The following is a 25,246-nucleotide window of genomic DNA, read 5'->3' on the forward strand; positions in this document are numbered from 1 at the left end:
ATGAAGGATCTGGCCCACGCCCCTGCACGCCGCCCCATCGGGTATTTCTGCCACCACCAGGGGCGCGGCCATGCCGTTCGGGCGGCCTCCATCGTCAATGCGCTGGAGGCCACGCGTCCCGTGACGATTTTCTGCGCGCGCGACGACATCTTCCCGCCCTTGCGGCCCGGCGTGACGATCACGCGGATCCCCTCGCTGTTCGAGCGGACGGGCCAGGAAGACGACCGCTTCGCCCTTCTGCAGACTCCGCAGACGCTTCATTGCGCACCGGTGGGCTGGCCCGGCATCCGGCAGGCCATGACCCGGATCGCCGCCTGGTTCGCAGCGGCCGATCCCGCGCTGATGATCACCGACGTCTCTGCCGAGATCGCGCAGATGGCGCGGATCTGCTCGGTGCCGCACGTGGCCGTCTTGCAGCACGGCGACCGCGATGATCAGGGGCATATGGCGGCCTATGACGGCGCGCTGGGCCTTCTCGCGCCGTTTCACGCGGATCTTGCGCAGCCCGAATGGCCTGCGCGGCATGTCGTGAAGACCTGTTTTGCCGGTGGCCTGGGCGATGCCACCGACCTTCCCGACCGGGCCACCGCACGCCGGCGGCTGAAGCTGGGCGAAAGCGACGTTGTGCACCTCGTGGTGTCGGGCGGCGGCGGGTCCGGCGTGACATCGGCCCCGCTGGGCGTCGCCGCGCGCGCCATGCCGCAGGTCACCTGGCTGACCATCGGCGCGGTGCAGACCGACTGGCACGCCACCGAACCCGCCAACCTGCGGCATGCGGGGTGGGTCGACGATCCGGGCCTCTACATCGCGGCGGCAGACCTCGTCGTGTCCTCCACCGGAAACACGACCTGCGGGCAGGTCCTGCGCGCGGGCAAACCATGGATCGTCGTGCCGGAATGGCGGTACTTTGATGAACAGGTAAAGAAGGCCGAGGCCTTGTCCCGCGCGGGCGTCGCCGTCCACCTTCCGCACCTGCCGTCCTCGGCTCATCGCTGGACCGAAGCGGTGGACCGCGCCCATGCCGACCACGACCCGGCCGCGCAGGCGGGCCTTCTCGATCCGGTACCTGCCGACAAGGTCGCGCGTTGGATCGAGAGCCTGCTCGCAGAGCCGCATCCCGAACTCACCGAACTTCAAGGATCTTCCGCATGACCGTTTCCGTTCTCACCCTGGCCGCCGGACGCGCGGAGCATCTGGCGAATGTCGTGACCGGGCTTTGCCGGCAGACCCAACGTCCCGACGAGCTCGTGATCGGCGTCATGCAGGCCGATCCCTACGATCTACCGGACACGCCGTTCCCGGTCCGCCAGATCCACGTGACCGGCCCCGAACTGCCGCTTGCGGCGGCGCGCAACGCGGTGGCCAGGACGGCGACGGGCGACAAGCTGATCTTCGTGGATGTCGACTGCATCCCCGCGCCATCGCTCGTTGCGGATTATGCGGCCCGGCTCGAACCCGGCGCGGGCCTCTTCATGGGCGAGGTCGGCTACCTGCCGCAAGGCGCCACGCAAGGCGACTGGGACGAGGCCAGCTTCGAGGCGGTATCGGTCCGTCACGGCGACCGCCAAGGCCCCCCGCCCGAGGGCGTGCGCTTTTGCAACGACTACCGGTGTTTCTGGTCGCTGAACTTCGCGATGCACCGCGACGACTGGACCGCTTCCGGCGGCTTCGACGAGCGCTACGTGGGCTACGGCGGAGAGGATACCGACTTCGGCAAGACCATCGACGAGGCGGGCCTCAAGATCTGGTGGCTGAAGGGGGCGAAGGTCCATCACCAGTATCACCCGCATTTCATGCCGCCGATCCACCATGTCCCCTCGGTCGTGCGCAATGCCGAACTCTTCAAGGAAAAGTGGGGCTACCGGACGATGGAACACTGGCTGCATGCCTTCAAGATGATGGGCCTGATCGAGGACACCCCGGAGGGCATCCGCATCCTGCGCGAGCCGAACGAGGCGGATCTGGCGCTGTGCAGGCAGGAGGGGAACATGCCCTATGCCAGCACCCGGCGTGTGCTCGACTACCTGAACGGGCGCGCGGCGCGGTGCGAGATGGCCAAGCTCTCGCCACCGGTCGCGGCCGCCGGGTAACCCGGTGCGCGTCGCTGTCCTGGCCCACGTGCGCCACCCCATCGCCCCCCCCTTCATGGGCGGGATGGAGGCGCATTCCTATCACCTGGTGAAGGGCCTGCAGGCGCGCGGACACGAGGTGACGCTCATAGCCTCGGGCGACAGCGAGGCAGGTTGCCCGGTGATCCCGCTTATGGACAGGCATTACGACAGGGACTTTCCCTGGCACCGGTTCCACGGCACGCCCGCCCTGACGCGCCATCTGGATCTGGCACATGGGGATGTCCTGCCGATCTTGACGGACGGTCGGTTCGACGTGATCCACAACAACGGTCTGCATCGCTACCCACCACGGCTGGCCCGGCGGGACCGGGTGCCGATGGTTACGTCCTTGCATGTGCCGCCGTTCGACGTGCTGCGCCGCGCGGTCGCCCAGACCGCCGCGCCCTGGTCGCATTTCACGACCTGCTCGGCGCAGCAGCAGACCCGGTGGTGGCCGGACGGCGCCCCCGCACAGGCGCACGTGGTCCCCAACGGCATCGATCTTGCCGATTGGCCATTCGTCGAGAAGGGAGATGGCACCGCAGTCTGGGCCGGGCGCATCACGCCCACCAAGGGGGCGCACCTGGCGGTCGCGGCGGCGCAGGCGCGGGGGATGGAGTTGACCCTGTTCGGGGCGATCGAACATCGCGACTATTTCGAAGACGAGGTGCGTCCGCACTTGGGTGATCGGATCAGGTACGGCGGTCACCTGCAGGGGGCGGAGCTTGCGCGCCGGATCGGACAGGCCTCGGTCCTGATGTTCACGCCGCTCTGGGACGAACCTTTCGGCCTTGTGGCGATCGAGGCGATGAGTTGCGGCGTGCCGGTCGCCGCCATCGACAGCGGTGCCGTCCGCGAGGTGATCGGCACCGCCGGAGCCATCGCGAAGACCCCCGACGCAGGCGCGCTCGCGCAAGCGGTGGAGGAGGCACTCGCCATCCCGCGCCGGAGTGTCCGCGCGCGGGTGGAGGCGCATTTCACGACCCACCGCATGATCGAGGGCTACGAGACGCTCTATCGCGCGGCCATGGCCGGACGAGATGCCGCCTATCCCGAGGCCACGTTCGCGCCCTACGAGTTGCCGCCGCGCATGCCGATCCGCGAGGCGGGGGAATAGGATGTCCGACCCATCGACGGGCCCGAACGGGCGTGGGCCGCGCTATGTCTTCGTCGGCGGTTTGCACCGGTCCGGAACCAGCCTCCTGGCCGGTCTTCTGGCAAGCCATCCGCAAATCGACGCCATCGCGGGCACGGATGCGCCAGAGCAGGAAGGGGTCTATCTGCAAGGGGCGATCCCGCACACGGCGCGCCACGGCGTTCCCGGCCGCTTTGCCTTCGACCCCGAACAACATCTGACCGAAGCATCGCGCTACAACACGCTGGAGACATCCCTGCGGCTGGAGCGGGACTGGGACCGGGTCTATCCTGCGCAGTCGCCTTGGCGGGTCGAGAAATCGCCGGTGAACCTGCTGCGCCCACGTCTCTACCAGCAGCTTTTCCCGGTGGCGCATTTCGTCTTCGTCGTGCGGCACCCCGTCGCCGTCGCCCGGGCCACGGCGAAGTGGACGACAGTGTCCGAGCACGAACTGATCGCCCATTGGCAGCATGCCCACGCGTTGATGCTGGACGATCTGCCCTATCTGCATGCGGCCCTGATCCTGCGCTACGAGGACCTGACCGCCGATCCGGGGGGCTGCCTTTCGGCGCTGTCGGCTTTCCTCGACCTGCCGGGTTTCCCGCCGCCCGGGACCGGCATCGACAATCGAAATTCCGATTACCTGTCCGGGGACGAACCCGGTCTGCCCGGCCCGGCCGAGGCTCTGGGCTACGGATCCGGTGCCGCACTCGCCCCCTTGGGCGCATTGCGGTGCCGCCATCAGTTGCGATCGCGGCTGGAAGGGGTGTCGCAGCACCTCGCCTGACCGGGGGACCGGTCACGGCCCCGACGGGAGGGGGCCGCCTTTGGAACGGTCGCCGACGGGTTGCCGGCGACCGCAGTGTCGGGCTTAGAAGAAGCCCAGCTTGTTGGGATTGTAGCTGACCAGCATGTTCTTGGTCTGCTGGTAGTGGTCGAGCATCATCTTGTGGTTCTCGCGCCCGATCCCGGACTGCTTGTAGCCCCCGAAGGCGGCATGGGCGGGATAGGCGTGGTAGTTGTTGACCCAGACGCGGCCCGCCTCGATCCCGCGCCCCATGCGGTAGCAGCGGTTGGCATCCCGGCTCCAGATCCCGGCGCCCAGGCCGTACATGGTGTCGTTGGCGATCTGCAGCGCCTCGGCCTCGTCCTTGAAGGTCGTCACCGACACGACCGGTCCGAAGATCTCCTCCTGGAAGACGCGCATCTTGTTGTGGCCCTTCAGGATGGTCGGCTGGATGTAGAAGCCGTCGGCGATGTCTCCCTCCATCCGGGCCGCGCCGCCGCCGGTGAGCACTTCGGCGCCTTCCTCGACGCCGATGGTGAGATAGGACAGGATCTTGTCCTGCTGTTCCTGGCTGGCCTGCGCGCCCACCATGGTTTCGGGATCGCGCGGATCGCCTTGCTTGATCGCCTTCACGCGGGCAATGCACCGCTCGATGAAGGCCTCGTAGATGTCTTCCTGGATCAGCGCGCGGCTGGGGCAAGTGCAGACCTCGCCCTGGTTGAAGGCAAAGAGCACGAAACCTTCCACCGCCTTGTCGAGGAAGGCGTCGTCTTCGGCCATCACGTCCGAAAAGAAGACGTTGGGCGACTTGCCTCCCAGTTCCAGCGTGACCGGGATCAGGTTTTCGGTCGCGGCCTGCATGATCTTGCGTCCCGTGGCGGTCGAGCCGGTGAAGGCGATCTTGGCGATGCGCGAACTGCTGGCCAGCGCCGCGCCTACTTCCGATCCGTAGCCGTTGACCACGTTGAGCACACCCTCGGGCAGCAGGTCCGCGATCATCTCGGCCAGGACCATGATCGCGGCGGGGGTCTGCTCGGCCGGCTTCAGCACGACGCAGTTTCCGGCCGCCAGCGCGGGGGCCAGCTTCCAGGCCGCCATCAGGATCGAGAAGTTCCAGGGGATGATCTGGCCCACGACCCCCAGCGGTTCGTGGTAGTGGTAGGCGATCGTGTCGGCGTCGATCTCGCTGATCGACCCTTCCTGCCCCCGCAGGACCCCGGCGAAGTACCGGAAATGGTCGATCGCGAGCGGGATGTCGGCGGCCGTCGTCTCCCGGATCGGCTTGCCGTTGTCCCAGGTCTCCGCCCGGGCCAGAAGGTCGAGGTTCTGCTCCATCCGGTCGGCGATCTTCAAGAGCGCGTTCGCCCGTTCCGCCGCCGGGATAGCCCCCCATCCGGCCTTCGCGGCATAGGCTGCATCCAAGGCCAGCTCGACATCGGCGGCGCTGGACTGCGCGACTTCGCAGACCTTTCGCCCGGTGATCGGGGTCACATTGTCGAAGTAGCGCCCGTCAGACGGCGCGACGAAGGCGCCGCCGACGAAATTGTCGTAACGCGCCTTGAAGGGGGCGTCCTGCTGAGTGGTGGGGTGGTTCATCTCGTTCATGGTGCATCCTCCGCTTGGCGCCGGTGTCTCCTCCCGGCGATGCGTCATGATGCCATGGCCGGGGCGTCGCGGAACCTGGCCCCGGCGGATCCCGAACCGCCGGTGTCTCACTCCCGAGACAATCGGGAGGCCCTATCTGCGGATCCCGAACTGCCGCATTCGCCGGTAGAGCGTCGCCCGTCCGATCCCCAGCGCCCGGGCCGCCTGCGACGCGTTCCCATCGGCGCGGGCAAGCGCGCGGACCAGCGCGGACCGATTTGCGGCGTCGAACCCGCCCCCCGCGTCGTCGCCGCGCAACAGGTCCGCAGCGGGGCTCGGGACGATTGGTCCCGCAGGTTTCAACCCCAGGGCCCGGCGTGCGGCACGGGTCGCCCCCACCACGAGGTCGTCGCGGTCCACCGCCAGCAAGAGCCCTTCGCAGCTGTCGAGCGCGATGATCCGTGTCCCCGGAAAGCAGGCCCGGAAATGGGCCGCCTCGATCGTACCGGCAGATCGTGTCACTGCGGCGGCAAGAAGCCGGTTCAGCGGTTCGCTCTGGTCGCGCCGCGCGGATGAGACGTCGAGCGCCGCGATCACCTCTCCCTCCGCCCCGAAGATCGGCGCGTCCATACAGGTCAGCCCGGCGTTGCGCGCCAGGAAGTGATCCTGCCGGTGGATGATGACCTTGCGCATCTCGGCCAGGCAGGTCCCGATCCCGTTCGTCCCTTCGCGCGCCTCGCTCCAGTCGGCGCCGGGATGCAGGCCCCAGTCGGTGAAGGCGGTGGCCTCCCCATCGGTACAGCGGCGGTCGAGCACGATGCCGGACGCGTCTGTCAGCAGGACGCTGCAGCCGGAGGCATCCACGAGGTCGAAGAGGTGGTTCATTCTGGGTCCCGCCACCTCCATCAGCAGGCCCATCCGGTCGCGCCGCCGTGCAAGTTCCCGGTCCTCGATCCGATCGGGGGTGCCGTTCGACGTCGGGTCCAGCCCGTAATGCGTCATCGACCGTCGCCAGGAGGCCGTGAGCGGAGAGGTGCCGGCCTTCGACGTCGACCCGACCGCCCGGGCGATCCTGGCCACGTGCTGGGTGTCGTACCGCATCCTGTGTCCTCCCAGATCAGTACGGTGCCGAACGGCAATCTCCTGCGATTGCCAGGACAGGGTGGCACCCTTTCCGGCACGGGGCAAATCATTCCCCCTCGACACATTGCAATGTGAAGGACGGTGTGAGACCGGCTGATCTGCGACACTCCGCCAGAAAGTCTGCCTTGCTGGCGGGGCGCGCTCTGCGGGAGTGTCGGATGGGCAACCGCTTTCACAGGGGACGTGGTCCGCCGCCAGTCCCTCCAGGTCGGCAGGAAGGCAATCAGGCCCTGCGTCAGCCCTGAAAACGCAGCATCAGCGCGACACCGGCCCAGGCACAAAAGCCGGTCAGGACGGTCCCCCAGATCGTGTCGGTGACGACCATCTGCCACGACCAGTCCCGCATGATCGACATCGAGGTGAACTCGTATGTCCCGTAAGCCATCGCCCCGATGATCGCCCCGTGCAGGGCGGCGCGACCGGGGGCGGCATCGCGCAGGGCGGGAACCGAGACGAGAAAGACCAGCCCGGCCACGTAAGCCAGGTAGAACAGCCCGGCGGGGGCCAGCATCGGGCTGTCCCGCATGGCCTCTCCCAAGTGACGGGTGAAGATCGGTTTCATCACGAAGCTGAGGGCTATGGCGTCGATCGCGAGGAACATCGCGGCAGTCACGAGGTAGAGGATCATTTCGGGCTTCCGTTCGGTGGATGCGGTTCAGGTAGGCCGGTGGCGGGCGGAACACAGGACCGCCGCGGCGTTTCATCCGCGAGGGCTCGGAGGCGAAAGCGACGGCGCCGAACTTCCTGCGTCGGGCCGACGGTAGCCCGTTGAGCGAACCTCGGCGCGCGGACATGATCCTGCCGTGCGGCGCCGGATGACCCCCGCCCGTGGACCCCTGGTGCTGCGATGCCCGCCCCCGGCCGACGGAATACCGCCCGCCCCGCATATCGTCGCAGGGGCTTTCCCCGGGGCGGTCGATGCTATCTGCAGGGCCTGATCCGAACGCCAAAGGTCCAGACATGCCCCTTCGCCTTCTCGTGGTCTCCAGCGAGACCCCCGACCAGCAGGATGCCCGGCGCCGGCGCTCCGGCATGGCGTCGCACGAGACCTATGCCGAGACCCTGCGGGAGATGGCGGGCGAAATCTCGATCGAGACCACGTCCTGCGTGGATGGTCGTACCGACACCTCGGCGGATCGGCTGGGGCGGTTCGACGGGGTCGTCTTCGCGGGCTCCCCCATCCAGATGCACGAGGATACGCCGGAAGTTCGGCAGGCCGCGGCCTTCATGTCGGACGTCTTTCGGGCCGGTCCGAAAAGCTTCGGGTCCTGCGCGGGTCTGCAGATCGCCGCCGTCGCCGCGGGTGGCAGCGTCAGGCCCCGGGAAAGCGCGATGAACGCCGGGTTCTCCCGCGGGATCGTGGCCAGCGACGCCGGCCGCCGCCACGCCTTGCTCTCGGGACGCCCGGGGGCCTGGGACGCACCGACTATGCATTCGGCCATGGTCGACCGGATGCCGGACGGTGGCACCGTGCTGGCCCACTCCCAGGGCGTTCCGGTCGAGGCGGCCGAGATCCGCGCCGGCGAAGGCGTGTTCTGGGGGGTGCAGTACCACCCCGAACTTGCTCTCACCGAGATTTCCGACGCCTTGCAGGGCCAGTCGCAGACCCTTGTCGACCAGGGGTTGGCGCAGGATGTCGATGCGGTCAACCGCTATGCGGACAGTCTGGAGGCCTTGCAAGGCTCACCCGGGCGGCGCGATCTGGCCTGGCAGCTCGGTCTCGATGCCGAGGTACTCGAAGTCCGAAGGCGCAGGTTGGAAATCGCGAACTTCCTGAACTGGATCAGGTGAGGGGACGGCGTCTGCCGCGCAAGGCAAGGTCTGCAGCGGTGATCCGCTCAGGGTGCCGCAAGATGCGGTGAAGACAGCGCGCCGTCGTCCACCATCGCCGGATCGTTCAGGGCCATCTCTTCCGGGACATGCCCGGGCAGGTTGAATGATGCGCGATCGTCGGGGCGCTCCGATACCCGTGCGAGGACGTCAGCCCTCTCCCCCTTCGGGTACCGTTGCGGATATGAGGCGTGATGCAACCCCGCCGCGCCGCATGCCGCGTTTCGGCATTTGCACTTCACGCGCCGCGCGCGGGCTGGCAAAACGGTCGGACCCGGATCAAGGACCATACCATGCCTCGCTTTTACGCCATACTCTCTTCGATCATGCTGCTCCTCGCGGGATGCGCCGTGACGGGGGACCGCGCGGAAGTCTCCGGCGTGGGGCCGGACGATCTTCTGAAGCTGCGCGCCGGACCGGGCCTGGGATACGAGATCATCCTGGGGCTGCCCGAAGGCACGCAGGTGATCCGGCACGACTGCGTGACGGAGGTCGGCCAGCGGTGGTGCCGCGTCACGCCGGTCAAATCGCCGGAAGTGTCGGGCTTCGTGGCGAACACCTACCTTCTCGACCGCTGAGCGCCCGGGATCTGGAAATTATTGACATGACGACGGACGGAGCAGGGCGATGACGGTGGATTGGATCGCGGTCGATTGGGGCACGAGCGCCGTGCGGGTCTGGGTCGTGGGATCGGAGGGCGACGTGATCCGGCGCGCGCGCTCCGACCGGGGCATGGGGCAACTCGCACCCGACGCGTTCGAGCGTGCCCTCCTCGACCTGATCGAGGCGGACCTGGACACCGACCGGGTCACGCCGGTCATCTGCTGCGGCATGGTCGGCGCGCGGCAGGGTTGGGTGGAGGCGCCCTATGCCGCCGTTCCCTGCGCCCCGCCGGGCATGGCCGAAGCCGTCCGACCGCCCGTGTCCGACCCGCGGATCTCGGTTCATATCCTGCCGGGCCTGCGGCAGGACCAGCCCGCCGACGTCATGCGCGGAGAGGAGACGCAGATCGCTGGGTTTCTGAGCGCGCACGCCGACTTCGATGGGGTGCTCTGCCTGCCGGGCACCCACGCGAAATGGGCGCGCATCAGTGCCGGAGAGGTCGTCAGCTTCCGCACCGCCATGACGGGCGAGGTCTTCGCGCTGCTGTCCGGATCCTCCGTCCTGCGGCACGGGCTGGCGGGCGACGGTTGGGACGACGCGGCCTTCCGCGCGGCCATCGACGACGCGATGACCGCTCCTGCGCAATTGACGGCCCGGCTTTTCTCGCTGCGTGCCGAGGGGCTGCTGCACGGGCTGGAGGCGGGCACGGCGCGCGCGCGCCTGTCGGGGCTCTTGATCGGTCTGGAACTGGCGGCGATGCGCCCCTATTGGCTGGGGCAGAACGTGGCGCTGATCGGCGAAGGCGGTCTGACGGAGCGCTACGCCGCGGCGCTGACCGCGGTCGGGGCCGCGCCCGCGGTGACCGACGCCACGCGTGTGACACTGGCGGGCCTGACCCGGGCCCGTCGCCAGATGAAGGACAAGACATGAGCAGAGAGATCATCGCGATTCTGCGCGGCATCACACCGCCCGAGGCGGTGGAGATCGGCCAGGCCCTCTTCGAGGCCGGGATCACCCGGATCGAGGTGCCGCTGAACTCGCCCGATCCGCTGAAGTCTATCGCGGCCTTGTCCAACGCCCTGGCCGATGTGGCGCTGATCGGCGCCGGCACGGTGTTGACCCCCGAACAGGTGGGTCAGGTGCAGGACGCGGGCGGGACGCTCATCGTCTCCCCCGATTGCAATCCGGCCGTCATCGACGAGACCCGCGCCCGTGGCCTGCAATCCTATCCCGGTGTCGCCACGCCAAGCGAGTGCTTCACGGCGTTGCGCCATGGCGCGCACGGGCTGAAGATCTTTCCGTCGTTTCTTATCGGTACCGCGGGCCTGAAGGCGATCGGCGCCGTCCTGCCCGAAGGGACGCGCACCTACGCCGTGGGCGGCGTCGGGCCGCAGAACTTCGCGGACTGGATCGAGGCCGGGGCGACCGGTTTCGGCATCGGCACGGGGGTCTACACGCCGGGCCTGACGGCGGACGAGGTGAGCGACAAGGCCAGAACCCTCGTGGCGGCCTACGATGCGGCGATGGCGGGCTGACGAAGGCGCGAACGCGCCTGCCGCCGGTCGCGGTTTCGCATCGCGCCGACCCAGCACGATGGGACGGGTCTGCGGGAACGGTCCGGCTTGACAGGCGCCAAAGCTGCGAAACGGCGCTGACGTGCGGTCATGCCACGGCGAACGCGTTTGCTACAGGACTGACGCCGAACAGAAATTTTGCACGCTCTTCACGAAAGCTTGGTTGCGGGCGGCCCGGATCGTGGAAACCTTTTCCGGGTCATGCGTTGTGGCGGGAATGCAAGACACAAGATCGGATAGTTCCATGACCAGCCAGATCACCACGACGAACCCGGCCACCGAAGAGCAGATCGAATCCTACGATCTGATGACGAACGATCAGGCGACGGCCGCGGTGCAGGCCTGCCATGACGCCTTCCTGCAGTGGCGCACCAAGACCACCGACGAGCGCGCCGAAGTGATCCGCGCCATCGGCAAGCAGCTTCGCGCCGACAAGGACGAGTTCGCCAAGCTGATGACCACCGAGGTCGGCAAGCTGATCGGCGACAGCAAGCAGGAAATCGAACTCTGCGCCTCGATCTGTGATTTCACCGCCGAGAACGGACCCAAGGAACTGGCCGACGAAGAGCGGGACATCCCGGGCGGCAAGGGCGTGATCAGCTACGCGCCCGTCGGCGTGATCTACGGCATCCAGCCGTGGAACTTTCCCTGCTACCAGGCGGTCCGCTACACGATCGCGAACCTGATGGCCGGCAACGGCGTCCTCCTCAAGCACGCCGAGAATTGCACCGGCTCCGGTCTCTTCCTCAAGCGGGTCTTCGAAACCGCGGGCCTGCCGAAAGACCTCTTCACTGTTCTGGTGATCGACCACGACCAGTCCGACAAGGTCATCGAGAACAAGCTGGTGCGCGGTGTGACCATGACCGGCAGTGACGGTGCGGGCCGGATCATCGGCGCGAAAGCGGCCGAGAACCTCAAGAAGACCGTTCTCGAACTGGGCTCGAACGACGCCTACATCGTGCTCGACGACGCCGATCTGGACGTCGCGGTCGAGGCCTGTGTGCAGGGCCGGATCTACAACAACGGCCAGACTTGCGTGAACGCCAAGCGCTTCATCGTGACCGAGAAACACTACGACGCCTTCGTCGACGCCTACGTCGAGAAGATGGGCGGCATCGAAATGGGCGACCCCTCGGACGAGAATACCAAGCTCGGACCCATGGCGCGGGATGACCTGCGCGACAAGCTGGCCAAACAGGTGGATGAAAGCGTCGAGAAGGGGGCCCGCGCCCTCGTCGGTGGCAAGGTTCCCGATCGCACGGGCGCCTATTATCCCGCGACCGTGCTGGTGGACGTGAAGCCCGGGCAGCCCGCCTACGACGACGAACTCTTCGGCCCGGTCGCCTCGATCATCAAGGCCAAGGACGACGAGGACGCCATGCGGATCGCCAACGACAGCCGCTATGGTCTTGGCGGCGGGATCTTCTGCAAGGACGAGGCGCGCGCCCGCAAGCTGGCGTCCGAGCAGTTCGACACCGGCATGGTCTCGATCAACGGCTACAACATCGCGATCCCCAACATGCCGTTCGGCGGCGTCAAGGACTCGGGCTACGGGCGCGAGCACGGCGGCTTCGGCATGAAGGAATTCGTCAACGCCAAGTCCATCTACGTGATGGAATGAGAAAGGTCCGCGCATGACGCATCACGTCACGGACGTCGTCGTGATCGGGGCCGGCACCGCCGGCCTCGCCGCGGAACGCAGCGCGCGTGCGGAAGGGGCCCGGACCCTTCTTGTCGACGAGGCGTTCCGCGGCACCTTGTGTGCCAATACCGGGTGCATGCCGTCGAAACTGCTGATCGCGGCGGCGAACGCGGCCCATGCGGCACGGGGAACCGACACCTTCGGGATCACGACGACAGGGGTCACCGTCGACGGCCCCGCCGTCCTGTCACGGGTCAGGCGAGAGCGTGACAAGTTCGTGGAGGCGACGCGCGCCTCCTACGACGAGTTGCCCGACGGGACCTGCATCAAGGCGCTGGCCCGCTTCACCGGACCGACGACGCTCGCCCTCGACAACGGCGACACGGTCGAGGCGCGCGCGGTGGTGATCGCGACCGGCTCGAAAGCCAGCATTCCCGGCCCCTTCGAAGGGCTCGGCGATCTGGCCCTTACCAACGAGAGCATCTTCGAAATACCGGACCTGCCACGGTCGCTCGCCGTGATCGGCGGTGGCGCGATCGGGTTGGAGTTGGCGCAGGCCATGGTGCGTCTCGGCGTGCGGACGGAGCTTTTCGATCATGCCGAAACGCTCGGCGGGGCGCAGAACCCCGACGTCCAATCCGCCCTGTCAAAGATCATGGGGCAAGAGCTTCCCCTGCACCTCGGCGTGGATGTCGAAGCCGAACGCGAAGGGGACCAGGTCAGGCTCACCTGGTCCGGCCCTGCGGAAGGGTCGCGAACCTTCGACCGCGTGCTGGTCGCTACGGGGCGTCCGCCACGGCTCGACGGGCTCGATCTCGAGGCGACGGGCCTCGACCTCGACGATCACGGCGTCCCGGTCTTCGATCGCAACACGATGCAATGCGGCGACGCGCCGATCTTCATGGCGGGCGACGCCAACGCGGATGCGCCGGTCCTGCATGATGCCTCTAACGAGGGCAGCGTCGCGGGGCGCAACGCGGTCAAATATCCCGTGCAGAACGCGCCCGAGCGCACGCCCGCCTTCGCGATCACCTTCAGCGACCCGCCGCTCGCGATCATCGGCGACCCGGCCGAGGCGGAAAGCGTCGTCGGCTGCGCGTCCTATGCGGATCAGGGGCGCGCGAAGGTCGAGGATCGCGCGAAGGGCCTCGTGCGGATCTTCGCGGCCCCCGACGGACGCCTCACCGGGGCGGAGCTGTTCTGCCCCGGCGCGGACCACATGGCGCATCTGCTGATCTACGCGATCCAGCGCGGCGACACCGCCACCGACCTTCTGGGGATGCCCTTCTACCATCCCACCCTGGAGGAGGGCCTGAAATCCGCCTTGCGCGACATCTGCACCCGGACAAGCACCGCAATGCGCGCCGACCGCGACTTCGGCGATGCACCCGGCGCCTGACAGACTTTCCGAAAGGACGACACGATGCTGAAACTGCACTCCCTGGCCTATTCCCGCGCCATCCGCGTGGCCTGGCTGCTGGAAAACCTGGATACCCCCTACGAGGTGATCGGTTATGACCGGACCGAGGCGTTCCGCGCCCCCGATGCCCTCAAGGCGGTGCATCCGCTGGGCAAGTCCCCGGTGATCGAGGACGACGGGCTGACCCTTGCGGAATCCTCCGCCATCCTGCGCTACGTCGATATGACATATGGAGGTGGTCGCCACGAACCCGAACCCGGAACCCGCGCCTATTTCGAACATGCCGAATGGCTGGACTACGCGGAAAGCACGGCGGCGGGTCCGATCCTCGCGGCTGCGATGGACAAGGCCGCCGGCAAGGACACCGCGCCCGAGGATCCGCGCATGGCGGCGCAACTGGACACCAATCTCGACTACATGGCAGACCGGCTCGCGGACCGGGACTTCGTCATGGGCGATACCCTGATGCTGGCCGACATCCAGATGTCCTACCTGTTCTCCCTGCTGGAAATGGCCGGTCGCCTGGAAGACCGCCCCGTCCTTGCGGCCTATTGGCAGCGGTTGCAGGCGCACCCGGGCTTCAAGGCCGCCACGGAGAAATGCGGACCGATGTCCCCGCCGTCCAGCTAAGGCGATGCCAGATAGAGATGCAGGTCGGTCCGGGTGATAGCTGGTGAAGACTTGGCGATTGGTCGGTAACCCTGTCGGCTCGACACGCCCGTCGGGTGCGGGGCCGACGCCGCCGGGCTACGCCGACCACCCCCGCGCGTGGTTTTTCTTGTGTTACCCGGCGGTCCGGGTATCACCGCGGCATGAGATGGTCCGTCATATTTCTTTCCCTCGGCCTTGGTCAGGTGGTCTCTGCCGAACCCGCGGCGCTGGACCCGACCGGCTTTGCCCAGCATGGTGAGGCGGAGGTTCTGCTGGGGCAGGCGCTGTTCTACGATCCGATCCTGTCGGGCAATCGGCAGGTCAGTTGCGCCACTTGTCATCATCCGCGCTTCGCCACCGGCGACGGGCTGGCCCTGGGGCTGGGCGACGGCGGGAAAGGTCTCGGGCCGGAGCGCTTAGCCGATGCCGACAACCCACCCGAACAAAGGATCCCCCGCAACGCGCCCGCGCTTTTCAACCTGGGCCATCGCGACGTCACGGTGATGTTCGCCGACGGCCGGATCGAGGTCGACACCGCGCGCCCTTCCGGTCTGCGCACCCCGCTCGAGGACGACATGGTGCAGGGGTTCGCGAGCCTGCTTTCGGCGCAGACCATGTTTCCCGTGCTCTCGCCGGACGAGATGGCAGGGCACTACCAGGAGAACGAGGTCTCCCAGGCCGTGCGGCAGGGGCGGCTGACCGGCCCCGACGGTGCCTGGGACCGGATCGCGCGCCGGGTCGATGCGATCCCCGCCTACCGAGAGATGTTCGCCGCGGCCTACCCTAGCCAGGCGAAGGGGCCGATCGGCTTCGTCGATATCTCGGACGCGATCGCGGCCTTCGTCGCCGTGGAATGGCGGGCCGACGACACCGCCTTCGACCGGCACCTCGCGGGAGAAACCCCGCTCACCGGACCGGCGAAGGAGGGGATGGACCTGTTCTTCGGCGACGCAGGCTGCGCCGGTTGCCATTCCGGCCCGCTCTTGTCGGATCAGGCGTTCCACGCCATGGGCGCACCGCAGATCGGCCCGGGCAAGGCCGAACGGTTCGAGCGTCATCAGCGCGATCTCGGCCGGATGCGGGTGACCGGCGATACGGCGGATGCCTATGCCTTTCGCACTCCGATGCTGCGCAACGTGACCCGCACGGGGCCCTGGGGCCACGCCGGGGCGCATACCGACCTCGCCCAGTTCCTGCGCGACCACGCCGACCCGTCGACCGCGCCCGACCGGGACGCGCCCGCGCTGCCGGCACTGGCGGGGGCGGCCGATTTCGCCGTCCGGGACGATGCGACCGAGCGGGACGCGATCCTCGCCGCGGTCGCCGCTGATCCGGTTGCCCTCGACCCCGACCAGGTCGCGGCGCTGGTGGCGTTCCTGACCGCGCTCGAAGACGAGACCGCACTGGCCGGTCGGCTGGGCATCCCCGACAGCGTCCCGTCGGGCTTGCCGATCGACCGCTAGCGCGCGATCCGGACGGCGCGGCCGGCCGTCGCCCGTTGCCACTCCGTCCGTGTGCCGTCAGGCCAAGTCACGCGCACCTCGGCGGTCTCCGCCTCTCCCAGCCCGAAGTGCAGCGGGCCGCGCTGGCCCCCGGCGTGACCGCCGCCGACCGTGACCTCGCGGGACAGGGTCCGATCGCCGAGCCGCACTTCGATCCAGGCGCCGATGGCGTCCCGGTTCCGTCCGTCCTGCTGCGGCACCACGGACAGCCAGTTGCCTGCGTCGGCTGTCCGGTTCTGCCACAGGCGCAGCGGCGCGCGGCGGGCAGAGACCACAAGGTCCAGCAGCCCATCCCCGTCGAAATCCGCAAGCGCCGCCCCGCGCGAGCGCGCGTCGTCCGCGATACCGGCACTGGCGCCGGCCTCGGTGAAGGTGCCGTCGGGGGTCTGCATCAGCAGGTTGTTGGGGTCGCGCATCGCGTTCGAGGGCATCTGGTCGACGTTGCCCTTGGCGATGAACAAGTCGAGCCGCGCATCGTTGTCCACATCCGCGAATTCCGCGTGCCAACCGGTCGACGGGCGGCCGTCGTCGCCCTGGTAGGGGCGTTGCGCCGCCACGCCGACCGCGAAGGGCGCGTCGCGCATCTCGCCCGCATCGTTGTACTGCAGCAGTTGGTCACCCATCGAGGTCAGCATGACCTCGGGCAGGCCATCGTCGGTGATGTCGGCGCTGGCGATACCCATTCCCCAAAGGGACACGCGGCGCCAGCCGTCGGCCTCTGTCCGCGGGGCGAGGGGGGCGAGTCGCCACATCTCCTCGAAGCCGCCGCGCACGTAGTAGTGCCGGTCGTTGGAAATCCGCAGCTCCGGCGTGCCGTTGCGCTGCCAGTCCGAGATGAGCATCGAAAGCGCGCAATACCCCGGCGACAGGACCTGCGTTTTGCCGTAGCGGCCCCCCTCGGGGCGATAAAGCTGGTTGTCGTCGCAGGCCTCGAACGGGCCGTCGGGGTCGTCGCGGTCGACGTAGTTCCCGAAGGCGAGCGTGGGCAGGTCGGCATCGCCTTCCCAGGTCGCGCTGAAGGCGGTGGTCCAGCCGTCACCGCCGTCGAACCCCCAGTCCGCGCTGGCGTCCGTGAATCCGCAGGCGCCATCGCCTTTCAGCAGCAGGTTCGCCCCGACCCGCAGCACGGCCAGATCGACCGCACCGTCGCCGTCGATATCCAGCGGGTACATGCCGGTCACCCGGTCGAGTGTCGGGAACGTCGCGCTCTCGAAGCGGATCGGATCGCCGGGGCCACGCGTGTCGTTGCGGAACAGACGGGCAGGGGCCTCTCCGCCCGCCGCGGCCAGATCGGGGCGCGCGTCGCCGTCACAGTCGAAGACCGCGACGCCCCCGCCCACGAAATGCTCCCATCCGCCCGAGTAGACGTGTTCCACGTCGAAGGCCTGCGGTTGCAAGGTGAACATCGGCTGCGCCGCGAGCGTCCCGGGCAGGGCCGCGAGCACGAGAGCGAGGAGACGCGACTTGCTCATGCGGTCACCGCCGCGGGGCCAAGCCGCGCCTCGGTCACTGCCTCGAGGGCCAGGGCCGCGGCGCCGTGCGCCCACAGAAGATCGCCCCATTCGTGCACCTTCAGTTGCGGCAGGTCGCGGTCGGTGCCGATCACGAATTCCCGCATGTCACGTCGCAGGACCTCCGGATCCAGCCAGTCGTAGCGCATCTGCCCGCCCGAGAGGATCACGAGCGAGGGATCCATCAGGTTCACGACGTTGGCCACCCCGAAGGCCAGGTAGCGCTGGGCGCGGTTGAAAATGGACTGTGCGGCGGCGTTGCCCTGGGCGGCCGCCTGCTGCAACGCCTCGATCCGCTGCGCCCTGGGGGCCGAGCGGTCGATGCCATGGGGCAGGGCGGTCGCCCCTTCGCGCACGATGGCGTAGTCCGACAGGTAGGCTTCGAGGCAACCCCGCTGGCCGCACCGGCAGAGCGCCCCGTCGAGCGCGACCTTCAGGTGCCCCAGCTCTCCGCCTAGGTTGTTGGCGCCCCGAAACAGCCGATGGTTCAGCACGGTGCCCATGCCGACGCCTTCCTCCAGCGTGACGACGACGAAATCCGCGGTCCTGCGCCCCTTGCCGAACCAAAGTTCCGCCAAGGCGACCAGGTTGGCGTCGTTGTCGATCGCGACCGGCAGGCCCAGCCGGTCGGAGGCGCGGCGCGCGAACTGCGGATCGCCCTGCGTGAAAAGCGGCGACCAGTGGACGCTGCCGGTCTCGTTGTTGACGAAACCGGGCAGACCCAGTCCCACCGCCGCCAGATCGCAGCGGGACAGGCCCTGATCGGCCAGCATGGTGTCGACGATCATGCCGGTCGCGTCGATCTCGGAATCGGTGCTGCGGTCCCGCGTGGTGACCGGCATCCGGTAGGAGGCCAGCCGGTTCCCGGCCGAATCGATCAGCAATCCCGTGCGGTTGCCCGACGACAACTTGATCCCCGCCACCACGAAGGCATCCGCGCGCACCGAAAGCCCGACCGGGGGCCGTCCGCGCGTCATCTCGGCAGAGGCAGGCAGGGTCTGATCCTCGCACAGCAGGCGCGCCTCGATCAGATCGGCCGTCAGGACGGAAACGGTGCCGCGTGAGATCCGCAGCTCCTTCGCCACTTGCGCACGCGACACTGGCCCGCTGGCGCGCACCAGATCGAAGATCCGCTGCTTGAGCGGGCGCGCGTCCTCCGGAGCCTCGCCCATCAGCGGGCCGAAATTCCCGGCCGGCCGGCCCGATTCCATTTTTGTCATGCGCACTCCCCGATCGCCGTCGCTGTTTCCTCCGACGGACGTCGGGGCAAGCATGCTCACATTTAATTTGACAGGCAAACTAAAAAGCGGTTGCATGCGCGTCAATTCGGACCGCGGAAGCGGCCGGATCCAACCGTGGAGGAAAATCAATGCAAAGACGTACCCTGCTTGCCGCAGCCCTTTCGGCGACGGCTCTCGTGCCCACGGCCCTGCTTGCCCAGGACGGCCTGACCGTCGGCGTGAGCTGGTCCAACTTCCAGGAAGAGCGCTGGAAGACCGACGAAGCCGCGATCCAGTCGGCCCTGGAAGAGGCCGGTGCCACCTACATTTCGGCCGACGCCCAGTCGTCCTCGTCCAAGCAGCTCTCGGACATCGAATCGCTGATCAGCCAGGGCGCGGATGCGCTCATCATCCTGGCCCAGGACACGCAGGCCGTGATCCCGGCCGTCCAGCGCGCTGCCGACAACGGCATCCCCGTCATCGCCTACGACCGCCTGATCGAGGACGACCGCGCCTTCTACCTGACCTTCGACAACGTCGAAGTGGGCCGGATGCAGGCCCGCGCCGTGCTGGAACAGCAGCCGACCGGCAACTACGTGATGATCAAGGGCTCGCCCACCGACCCGAACGCGGATTTCCTGCGTGGCGGCCAGCAGGAAGTCCTGCAGGAGGCGATCGACGCCGGCGACATCACCATCATCGGTGAGGCCTACACCGACGGCTGGCTGCCCGCGAACGCGCAGCGCAACATGGAACAGATCCTGACGCAGAACGACAACAACGTCGACGCCGTGGTCGCCTCGAACGACGGCACCGCCGGTGGCGCCGTGGCCGCTCTCGCCTCGCAGGGCATGGACGGGATCCCGGTATCGGGTCAGGACGCAGACTTCGCCGCGCTGAACCGCGTGGCGCAAGGCACGCAGACCGTCTCCGTCTGGAAGGACAGCCGTGAACTAGGCCGCCAGGCCGGCGAGATCGCCGTGTCGCTGGCCGGTGGCGCGTCGCTGTCCGAGGTCGAGGGCGCGGAAGAGTGGACCTCCCCCGCCGGCACGACGCTCTGGGCAGAGTTCCTCTCCCCGGTGCCGGTCACCCAGGACAATCTGGACGTGGTCGTCGACGCGGGCTGGATCAGCCAGGAAGAGCTGTGCCAGGGCGTGACCGACGGTCCCGCCGTCTGCGCCGAGTAAGCCAGTTTCCGGCGCGGGATCGTCCCGCGCCGGACATTCACCAGGGGGGCCATCATGGCTGACACGACTACCGAGAGGGGATCCACCTCTCGCGGCAACATCTTCAAGACGCTCGAGATCGACACCCGCCTGCTGGGAATGGTCGGGGCCTTCGTCATCGTCTGCCTGATGTTCAACGTCCTGACCGACGGGCGTTTTCTGACCCCGCGCAACATCTTCAACCTGACGATCCAGACCGTCTCCGTCGCGATCATGGCGACCGGTATGGTCTTCGTGATCGTGACCCGCCACATCGACCTGAGCGTGGGGTCGCTGCTGGCGACCTGTTCGGCGATGATGGCGATGACCCAGACCGTCTGGTTGCCGCAATACCTCGGCATCGACCTCGGCAGCCCACTGATCGCACCGCTCGCGATCGTGGTGGGCCTGCTGACGGGGGCCATCATCGGGGGCTTCCAGGGATACCTGGTGGGCTATCTCGCGATCCCGTCGTTCATCGTGACGCTGGGCGGCCTGCTGGTCTGGCGCAACGTGGCCTGGTACCTGACCAACGGCCAGACGATCGGACCGCTCGACGACGTGTTCCAGCTTCTGGGCGGCATCGCCGGAACGCTTGGCACCGCCGGCAGCTGGGTCGTCGCCCTGATCGCCGTGGTCGCGGCCTGCTTCGCGATCTGGTCCGCCCGCCGCAGCCGCATCGCCCATGAATTCCCTGTCAAGCCGGTCTGGGCCGAACTGCTGATCATGGTCATCGCCGCCATCGTCATCCTGGGCTTCGTCTACACCCTGAACGCCTACGCCGTGCCAGAGCGCGTCCTGGCCCGCCAGTTCGAGGCCAGCGGCCAGACCATGCCCGAGGGGTTCACCCAAGGCTACGGCGTGCCCTTCTCCGTGCTGCTGCTGATCGCCGTCGCGGTCGCGATGACCGTGACCGCGCGCAAGACCCGCTTCGGACGCTACATCTTCGCCACCGGCGGCAATCCCGATGCGGCCGAACTGTCCGGCATCAACACCAAGTGGCTGACGGTGAAGGTCTTCGCGCTGATGGGCATCCTTTGTGCATTGGCCGCCACCGTCGCCTCGGCCCGTCTGTCGTTCCACTCCAACGACATCGGCACCCTGGACGAGTTGCGCGTGATCGCCGCCGCCGTGATCGGGGGCACGGCGCTCGCCGGCGGCCTCGGCACGATCTACGGCGCGATCCTGGGCGCGCTCATCATGCAGTCTCTGCAGTCGGGCATGGCCATGGTCGGCGTGGACGCGCCGTTCCAGAACATCGTCGTCGGTGCGGTGCTGGTGCTCGCGGTCCTCGTGGACATCATCTATCGCAAGAAAACGGGAGCCGCGTGATGGCCAAGACCCCAATCGACCGTTCCGGCACCCCCCTGGTGGAGATGCGCGACATCTCGATCGCTTTCGGCGGGATCAAGGCGGTGGACCACGTCAGCCTCGACCTCTACCCCGGCGAAGTCGTGGGCCTGCTGGGTCACAACGGTGCCGGCAAGTCGACGCTGATCAAGTGCCTCTCGGGCGCCTACAAGCAGGACAGCGGCGAGGTCTACGTCAACGGCGAACATGCCCAGATCGAGAACCCGCGCGACGCCCGCGACTACAACATCGAGACGATCTACCAGACGCTCGCGCTTGCGGACAACCTGGACGCGGCCTCGAACCTGTTCCTGGGCCGCGAGTTGACCAACGCGCTGGGCTTCGTGGACGATTCCGCGATGGAGGCCGAGACGCGGCGGATCTTCCAGCGCCTCAACCCCAACTTCCGCAAGTTCAACGCGCCGGTCAGCGCCCTGTCGGGCGGCCAGCGTCAGTCGGTCGCCATCGCACGCGCGGTCTACTTCCAGGCCAAGATCCTGATCATGGACGAGCCGACCGCCGCCCTCGGGCCGCAGGAAACCCAGATGGTCGCCGACCTGATCCAGGAGCTGAAGAAGCAGGGCTTGGGGATCTTCCTGATCGACCACGACGTGCATCAGGTCAAACGGCTGTGCGACCGCGCCGCCGTGATGAAAAACGGGGAATTGGTGGGCGTGGTGAACGTCGACGACGTGACCACCGATGATCTGCTGGGCATGATCATCGCCGGCAAGAAACCCGGCGTGGCAGCCGCCTGACGACGGGTCACGAAGGCGACCATTCGGCGGTTACCGATGGTCGCTCGCGGGCGATCGCCCAAGGATGAACGTAGAAACCCGCAGCATCGCCCACGCGATGCTGCGGGTTTTGCGTCAGGTGGCGGGCATCTCGACTGGGTTTTTCTGCATCTCTCGCGCGTGGATCCCGAAGAGCATGAGCGCGGGCCACAGAAGATAGGCCTCGATCTCCACGTTCTCGCCGAAGGTGAGCAGGATGATCGTCATCATCAGGCCCATCGGCAGGCGGCCCCGCGGGCCCAAGGCCGCGTCGCGCATGGTCAAAAGCGTCTGCCAGACCATCGGGACGAGCAGGGCCCCGAAGCCGACCAGGCCCTTCACGAACAACAGGCCGTACCACGTGTGATGGCTGCCGATGGGCATGTACTCGACCAGATGCGGCCCGGGCTGCACGGTGCCGTGGCCGAACCAGACCGCCTCGGTCCGCCAGCGCTCGAAGGCGATGCGCTGCAGCGTTTCGCGCACGCGCGTGCTGTCGGCCCGGGCGCCCTTGAAGGCTGCGACGGCGTCGTTTGCCGCCGCCGCCAGCGCCGCCCCGGTGATCGCGAGCGAGGCGGTCAGCCCCGCCAGCACGCGCCAGGCCCAGCCCTGCAGGACAAGCGGCATCATCCGCGGGGCCACCGTGCAGGCGGCCAGACCCACGAGCCCCATCCGGGATTTCGACGCGAAGATCATCAAAAGCCCCGCGGCGAGCCCGATCCGGCGCCAACGCTTGTTGTCTTCCTCCAGCGCGAAGAGCACTTGGACCACGCCCAGCAGTGCCGCAAACGGCGACCACGGCGCGTAGAACTGCCAGCGCGGTGTCCAGCTTCCCGGATCCCAGGTGAAGAAGTAGACCGTGAAATACTCGGGCCCCGGACCGCCGATCGCCTTCAGCGGCGAGGTGTAGATCCGTTCCGGCAAGCCGACGTGCGGGGCGGCCAGCATCACGGGGGCCAGGATCAACGTGCCCAGCCCGATGACGCATTGGCCGCGCACCAGCACGCTGCGCCGGATCGGCAGCACCGCGCCCACCAGGGGAAACAGCGCCAGCAGCGCCCAGCCCTTGGCCCACCCGATGGAGGACTTAATCGTCTGCTTGAGACCCAGCGACCAGTTCAGGTGGCCGACCCAGAGGGCCACCAGCATCACGGCCATGCCCAGGATCCACAGCCAGACCACGACCGGGATCGTCCCCGTGGCCCGCATGTCCTCGCGGACGGCCCGACCGAGGAAAAGGATGAGCACCGCCAGGCCGCCCAGCAGCCAGGCCAGCACAGGCCCGACCACGTAGAGCGCGCCAAGACCGTAAAGCGGCCAGGTCCAGACGAGCGTCTTGTAGACCATCCGCTCGACCGGGTTCATCCCGGTCATGCCGCGGCCGCGGGCTTGGCCAGCAGGCGGCTGATCAGCGCAAGACGGATCCAGCCCATCGCCAGCGCCATCAGCATCATCAGCGTGGCCGCGATGCCCGCGGCGATGGCGAGCTTGCGGTTGGGCGAAGACGGACGGTCGGCCAGCGACGGGTTCTCCAGCACCTGCACCAGCGGGTAGGAGGCGAAGACATCGGACTTGCTGGACTGGGTCCGGGCGATGGCCGAGGCGAACACCGCCTCCGCCACCTGGAAATCGCGCTCCAGATCCTGAAGTTGCGCGGCGGCAGCGGCCTTCCGGTCGAGATCCGCCTTTCCTTCGCTGTATTGCGCCTCAAGCGTGGTCAGCTCTTCCAGCAGCCCCCTGCGGTCGACATCCTTGCGCACCAGCTCCGACAGAAGGTCCGCGCGCACACCCTGCGGTGCAAGGTCGAGCGTGGCCACCGTGTCGATGTCCAGCCCGGTCGTGGCAGAGGCGATCTGCAAGGCGGAATTGCGGGCGGTGTCGCGCCCGTCGCGCGCCGCGACGACCTTCGGGTGCGCCTGGCCGAACTGGGCCGAGGCTTCCGCGTGCTCGGCCTCGAAACGGGCAATCTCGTCGAGCAAGGCAAGGTAGGTGTCGTCCGCGTAGAGTTTCAGCGTCTTCGCCGCCGTCTCGGGGTCGAGGCCCAGCTGCTCGGACAATGCGGACACGCCGGCTTCGGCTTCGGCAAGGGCCGCGGCGTGGCTGCGCACCTCGGTTTCCAGCGCCAGGCTCCGGTCGATCAGCACCTCGTACTGCTTGACCGAGATCAGGCCCGTGGATCCCTGCAGGGACGAGATCTGCGCGCGCGTCCCGCCGACCGAATCGCGGTAATCGGAGATCGCCTGCAGGCTGCTGTCCTGGCGGGTGTTGACCTCGTCCGTGCGCAACGCATCGAGTTCCTCGAAGAAGGCCGTCAGGATCGCGTTGCCCCGCGCCTGCGCCTCTTCCGGGGTGCCGCCGGTCATCTCGAAATGGATGAGGCTGGTCTGATCGACCAGTTCCACGCGCGGCCGGCCGAGCGCGGGCTGGTCGATCCCCAACGACTCCGCGGCGGCGGCCAGGATGCGGTCAGCGTTCAGGAGGCGCTTGTAGGTCTCCGTCGGGCTGACCGCGTTGCTCGAAAAGGCGGAGTTCGCCGAGGTCGAGGCCTGCCCGATCCCGTTCAGGTTCAACGACGCCGAGGCGCCCGAGCCGGGCAGGATCAGCGAGGTGGAGGATTTGTACTTCAGCGGCGCGGTCTTCAGATACCCCGTGATCGGTGCCCAGATCAGCGCACTGCCCAGGATGGCGAAGGCGGCGTAGCGGGGCAGTCGCCCAAGATCGCCGAGCCCGCCCCCGACGAGGGCCCGTTTCACTTTGCCCTTGCCGGTCCGTGGCCGGGGGGCGATCGGGTGCGTATCAAAGCGAGCGTAGGACATGGGTGTACTCCTCTTCATCCCAAGTCCTAAAGATTTAGATAAAACGGATCATCCGCGCGGACGGGCATCCGGTGATCGCATCCGGGCCGATCCCCTATCCACATGGATAGCTCAATAGAGTCCTGCTTCTCTTGCGATGATGGCGGCTTGGGTTCGGTTTGCGGCGCCGACCTTTCGGTAGAGTGTCTTGACGTGGAGCTTGACGGTGGGCTCGGTGATGTCGAGGTCTCGGGCGATTTCCTTGTTGGACTTGCCTTCGGTGAGGCCCTTGAGGACCTGCAGTTCGCGGGGGGTGAGCTTCTCGGCCAGCGGGTTGGCGGGGGTGTCCTCGGGGGCGGTCATGAAGTCGATGGGGGCGTATTGCTCTCCCATGGCCATGAAGCGCA

Annotated in this window: 23 protein-coding genes; 15 read left to right on the forward strand and 8 right to left on the reverse strand. The window is 67.7% G+C overall.

All coding sequences use genetic code 11. The features are described 5' to 3' along the window. The 4 genes from EU805_RS16755 to EU805_RS16770 are packed head-to-tail and all read left to right on the forward strand — an operon-like array spanning window position 1 to window position 4,033. On the forward strand, window positions 1-1,152 hold the full coding sequence (locus EU805_RS16755; protein WP_129765129.1) for a glycosyltransferase: 1,152 nt from the start codon (window positions 1-3) through the stop codon (window positions 1,150-1,152). Further along, window positions 1,149-2,090, forward strand: a complete 942-nt coding sequence (locus tag EU805_RS16760; RefSeq protein WP_129765130.1) for a glycosyltransferase family 2 protein — start codon at window positions 1,149-1,151, stop codon at window positions 2,088-2,090. Before EU805_RS16755 ends, EU805_RS16760 begins: the two co-directional genes overlap by 4 nt. 4 nt (window positions 2,091-2,094) lie before the next feature. After that, the gene (locus EU805_RS16765) at window positions 2,095-3,228 is read left to right on the forward strand and encodes a glycosyltransferase (protein WP_129765131.1); all 1,134 of its coding nucleotides are present in this window, start codon (window positions 2,095-2,097) and stop codon (window positions 3,226-3,228) included. 1 nt (window position 3,229) lies between these two features. After that, entirely contained in the window at window positions 3,230-4,033 is an 804-nt protein-coding gene (locus EU805_RS16770) for a sulfotransferase (RefSeq protein WP_129765132.1), read from the forward strand. A gap of 84 nt (window positions 4,034-4,117) precedes the next feature. Here EU805_RS16770 and adh read toward each other — a convergent pair whose 3' ends face one another. The 3 genes from adh to EU805_RS16785 form a co-directional block, all read right to left on the reverse strand. Then, window positions 4,118-5,638 carry an aldehyde dehydrogenase gene (gene adh, locus EU805_RS16775; RefSeq protein ID WP_129765133.1) on the reverse strand — a complete coding sequence of 507 codons (1,521 nt, stop codon included), beginning with the start codon at window positions 5,636-5,638 and terminating at the stop codon, window positions 4,118-4,120. 132 nt (window positions 5,639-5,770) lie between these two features. Further along, window positions 5,771-6,718, reverse strand: coding sequence for a GAF domain-containing protein (locus EU805_RS16780; protein ID WP_129765134.1), 948 nt, complete (start codon window positions 6,716-6,718; stop codon window positions 5,771-5,773). A gap of 277 nt (window positions 6,719-6,995) precedes the next feature. After that, entirely contained in the window at window positions 6,996-7,388 is a 393-nt protein-coding gene (locus EU805_RS16785) for a DUF2177 family protein (RefSeq protein ID WP_129765135.1), read from the reverse strand. Window positions 7,389-7,720: 332 nt separating this feature from the next. On the opposite strand from EU805_RS16785, the gene EU805_RS16790 reads away from it, so the two are divergent. From EU805_RS16790 to EU805_RS16825, 8 genes are all read left to right on the forward strand, one after another. Next, window positions 7,721-8,551, forward strand: coding sequence for a gamma-glutamyl-gamma-aminobutyrate hydrolase family protein (locus tag EU805_RS16790; RefSeq protein ID WP_165352010.1), 831 nt, complete (start codon window positions 7,721-7,723; stop codon window positions 8,549-8,551). 332 nt (window positions 8,552-8,883) lie between these two features. Next, the gene (locus EU805_RS16795) at window positions 8,884-9,168 is read left to right on the forward strand and encodes an SH3 domain-containing protein (RefSeq protein ID WP_129765137.1); all 285 of its coding nucleotides are present in this window, start codon (window positions 8,884-8,886) and stop codon (window positions 9,166-9,168) included. Between the two features lie 49 nt (window positions 9,169-9,217). Continuing rightward, on the forward strand, window positions 9,218-10,123 hold the full coding sequence (locus EU805_RS16800) for a 2-dehydro-3-deoxygalactonokinase (protein ID WP_129765138.1): 906 nt from the start codon (window positions 9,218-9,220) through the stop codon (window positions 10,121-10,123). Next, a complete protein-coding gene (locus EU805_RS16805; protein ID WP_129765139.1) occupies window positions 10,120-10,728 on the forward strand; it encodes a 2-dehydro-3-deoxy-6-phosphogalactonate aldolase in 609 nt (202 codons plus the stop codon). Before EU805_RS16800 ends, EU805_RS16805 begins: the two co-directional genes overlap by 4 nt. Window positions 10,729-11,011: 283 nt before the next feature. Next, window positions 11,012-12,388 (forward strand): NAD-dependent succinate-semialdehyde dehydrogenase, encoded by a 1,377-nt coding sequence (locus EU805_RS16810; RefSeq protein ID WP_129765140.1) that lies wholly within the window; start codon window positions 11,012-11,014, stop codon window positions 12,386-12,388. Between the two features lie 13 nt (window positions 12,389-12,401). After that, window positions 12,402-13,808 (forward strand): dihydrolipoyl dehydrogenase, encoded by a 1,407-nt coding sequence (locus EU805_RS16815; protein ID WP_129765141.1) that lies wholly within the window; start codon window positions 12,402-12,404, stop codon window positions 13,806-13,808. A 24-nt stretch (window positions 13,809-13,832) separates the two neighbouring features. After that, on the forward strand, window positions 13,833-14,459 hold the full coding sequence (locus EU805_RS16820) for a glutathione S-transferase family protein (RefSeq protein WP_129765142.1): 627 nt from the start codon (window positions 13,833-13,835) through the stop codon (window positions 14,457-14,459). A gap of 182 nt (window positions 14,460-14,641) precedes the next feature. Further along, the gene (locus tag EU805_RS16825; protein ID WP_129765143.1) at window positions 14,642-15,943 is read left to right on the forward strand and encodes a cytochrome-c peroxidase; all 1,302 of its coding nucleotides are present in this window, start codon (window positions 14,642-14,644) and stop codon (window positions 15,941-15,943) included. On the opposite strand, the gene EU805_RS16830 is transcribed toward EU805_RS16825, so the two are convergent. Next, window positions 15,940-17,454 (reverse strand): CRTAC1 family protein, encoded by a 1,515-nt coding sequence (locus EU805_RS16830; protein ID WP_129765144.1) that lies wholly within the window; start codon window positions 17,452-17,454, stop codon window positions 15,940-15,942. The genes EU805_RS16825 and EU805_RS16830 overlap by 4 nt on opposite strands. Next, window positions 17,451-18,713 carry an ROK family protein gene (locus EU805_RS16835; RefSeq protein WP_129765145.1) on the reverse strand — a complete coding sequence of 421 codons (1,263 nt, stop codon included), beginning with the start codon at window positions 18,711-18,713 and terminating at the stop codon, window positions 17,451-17,453. Before EU805_RS16835 ends, EU805_RS16830 begins: the two co-directional genes overlap by 4 nt. A 149-nt stretch (window positions 18,714-18,862) precedes the next feature. On the opposite strand from EU805_RS16835, the gene xylF reads away from it, so the two are divergent. Genes xylF through EU805_RS16850 form a run of 3 tightly spaced genes read left to right on the forward strand, consistent with a single transcriptional unit; the run spans window position 18,863 to window position 22,026 of the window. After that, window positions 18,863-19,900 (forward strand): D-xylose ABC transporter substrate-binding protein, encoded by a 1,038-nt coding sequence (gene xylF, locus EU805_RS16840; RefSeq protein WP_129765146.1) that lies wholly within the window; start codon window positions 18,863-18,865, stop codon window positions 19,898-19,900. A 54-nt stretch (window positions 19,901-19,954) separates the two neighbouring features. Next, window positions 19,955-21,250 carry a sugar ABC transporter permease gene (locus tag EU805_RS16845; RefSeq protein ID WP_129765147.1) on the forward strand — a complete coding sequence of 432 codons (1,296 nt, stop codon included), beginning with the start codon at window positions 19,955-19,957 and terminating at the stop codon, window positions 21,248-21,250. Continuing rightward, entirely contained in the window at window positions 21,250-22,026 is a 777-nt protein-coding gene (locus tag EU805_RS16850) for an ATP-binding cassette domain-containing protein (RefSeq protein WP_129765148.1), read from the forward strand. The genes EU805_RS16845 and EU805_RS16850 overlap by 1 nt, the downstream gene beginning before the upstream one ends. Window positions 22,027-22,140: 114 nt before the next feature. Here EU805_RS16850 and EU805_RS16855 read toward each other — a convergent pair whose 3' ends face one another. From EU805_RS16855 to EU805_RS16865, 3 genes are all read right to left on the reverse strand, one after another. Further along, window positions 22,141-23,418, reverse strand: coding sequence for an O-antigen ligase domain-containing protein (locus EU805_RS16855; RefSeq protein WP_129765149.1), 1,278 nt, complete (start codon window positions 23,416-23,418; stop codon window positions 22,141-22,143). Further along, the gene (locus EU805_RS16860) at window positions 23,415-24,860 is read right to left on the reverse strand and encodes a hypothetical protein (RefSeq protein ID WP_129765150.1); all 1,446 of its coding nucleotides are present in this window, start codon (window positions 24,858-24,860) and stop codon (window positions 23,415-23,417) included. The genes EU805_RS16855 and EU805_RS16860 overlap by 4 nt, the downstream gene beginning before the upstream one ends. A 111-nt stretch (window positions 24,861-24,971) precedes the next feature. Further along, window positions 24,972-25,246: response regulator transcription factor (locus tag EU805_RS16865; RefSeq protein WP_129765032.1), on the reverse strand; the 275-nt coding region annotated here is incomplete at its 5' end.

Origin of the sequence: Salipiger sp. IMCC34102, from assembly GCF_004145405.1 — a bacterium.
Taxonomy (GTDB): domain Bacteria; phylum Pseudomonadota; class Alphaproteobacteria; order Rhodobacterales; family Rhodobacteraceae; genus Loktanella.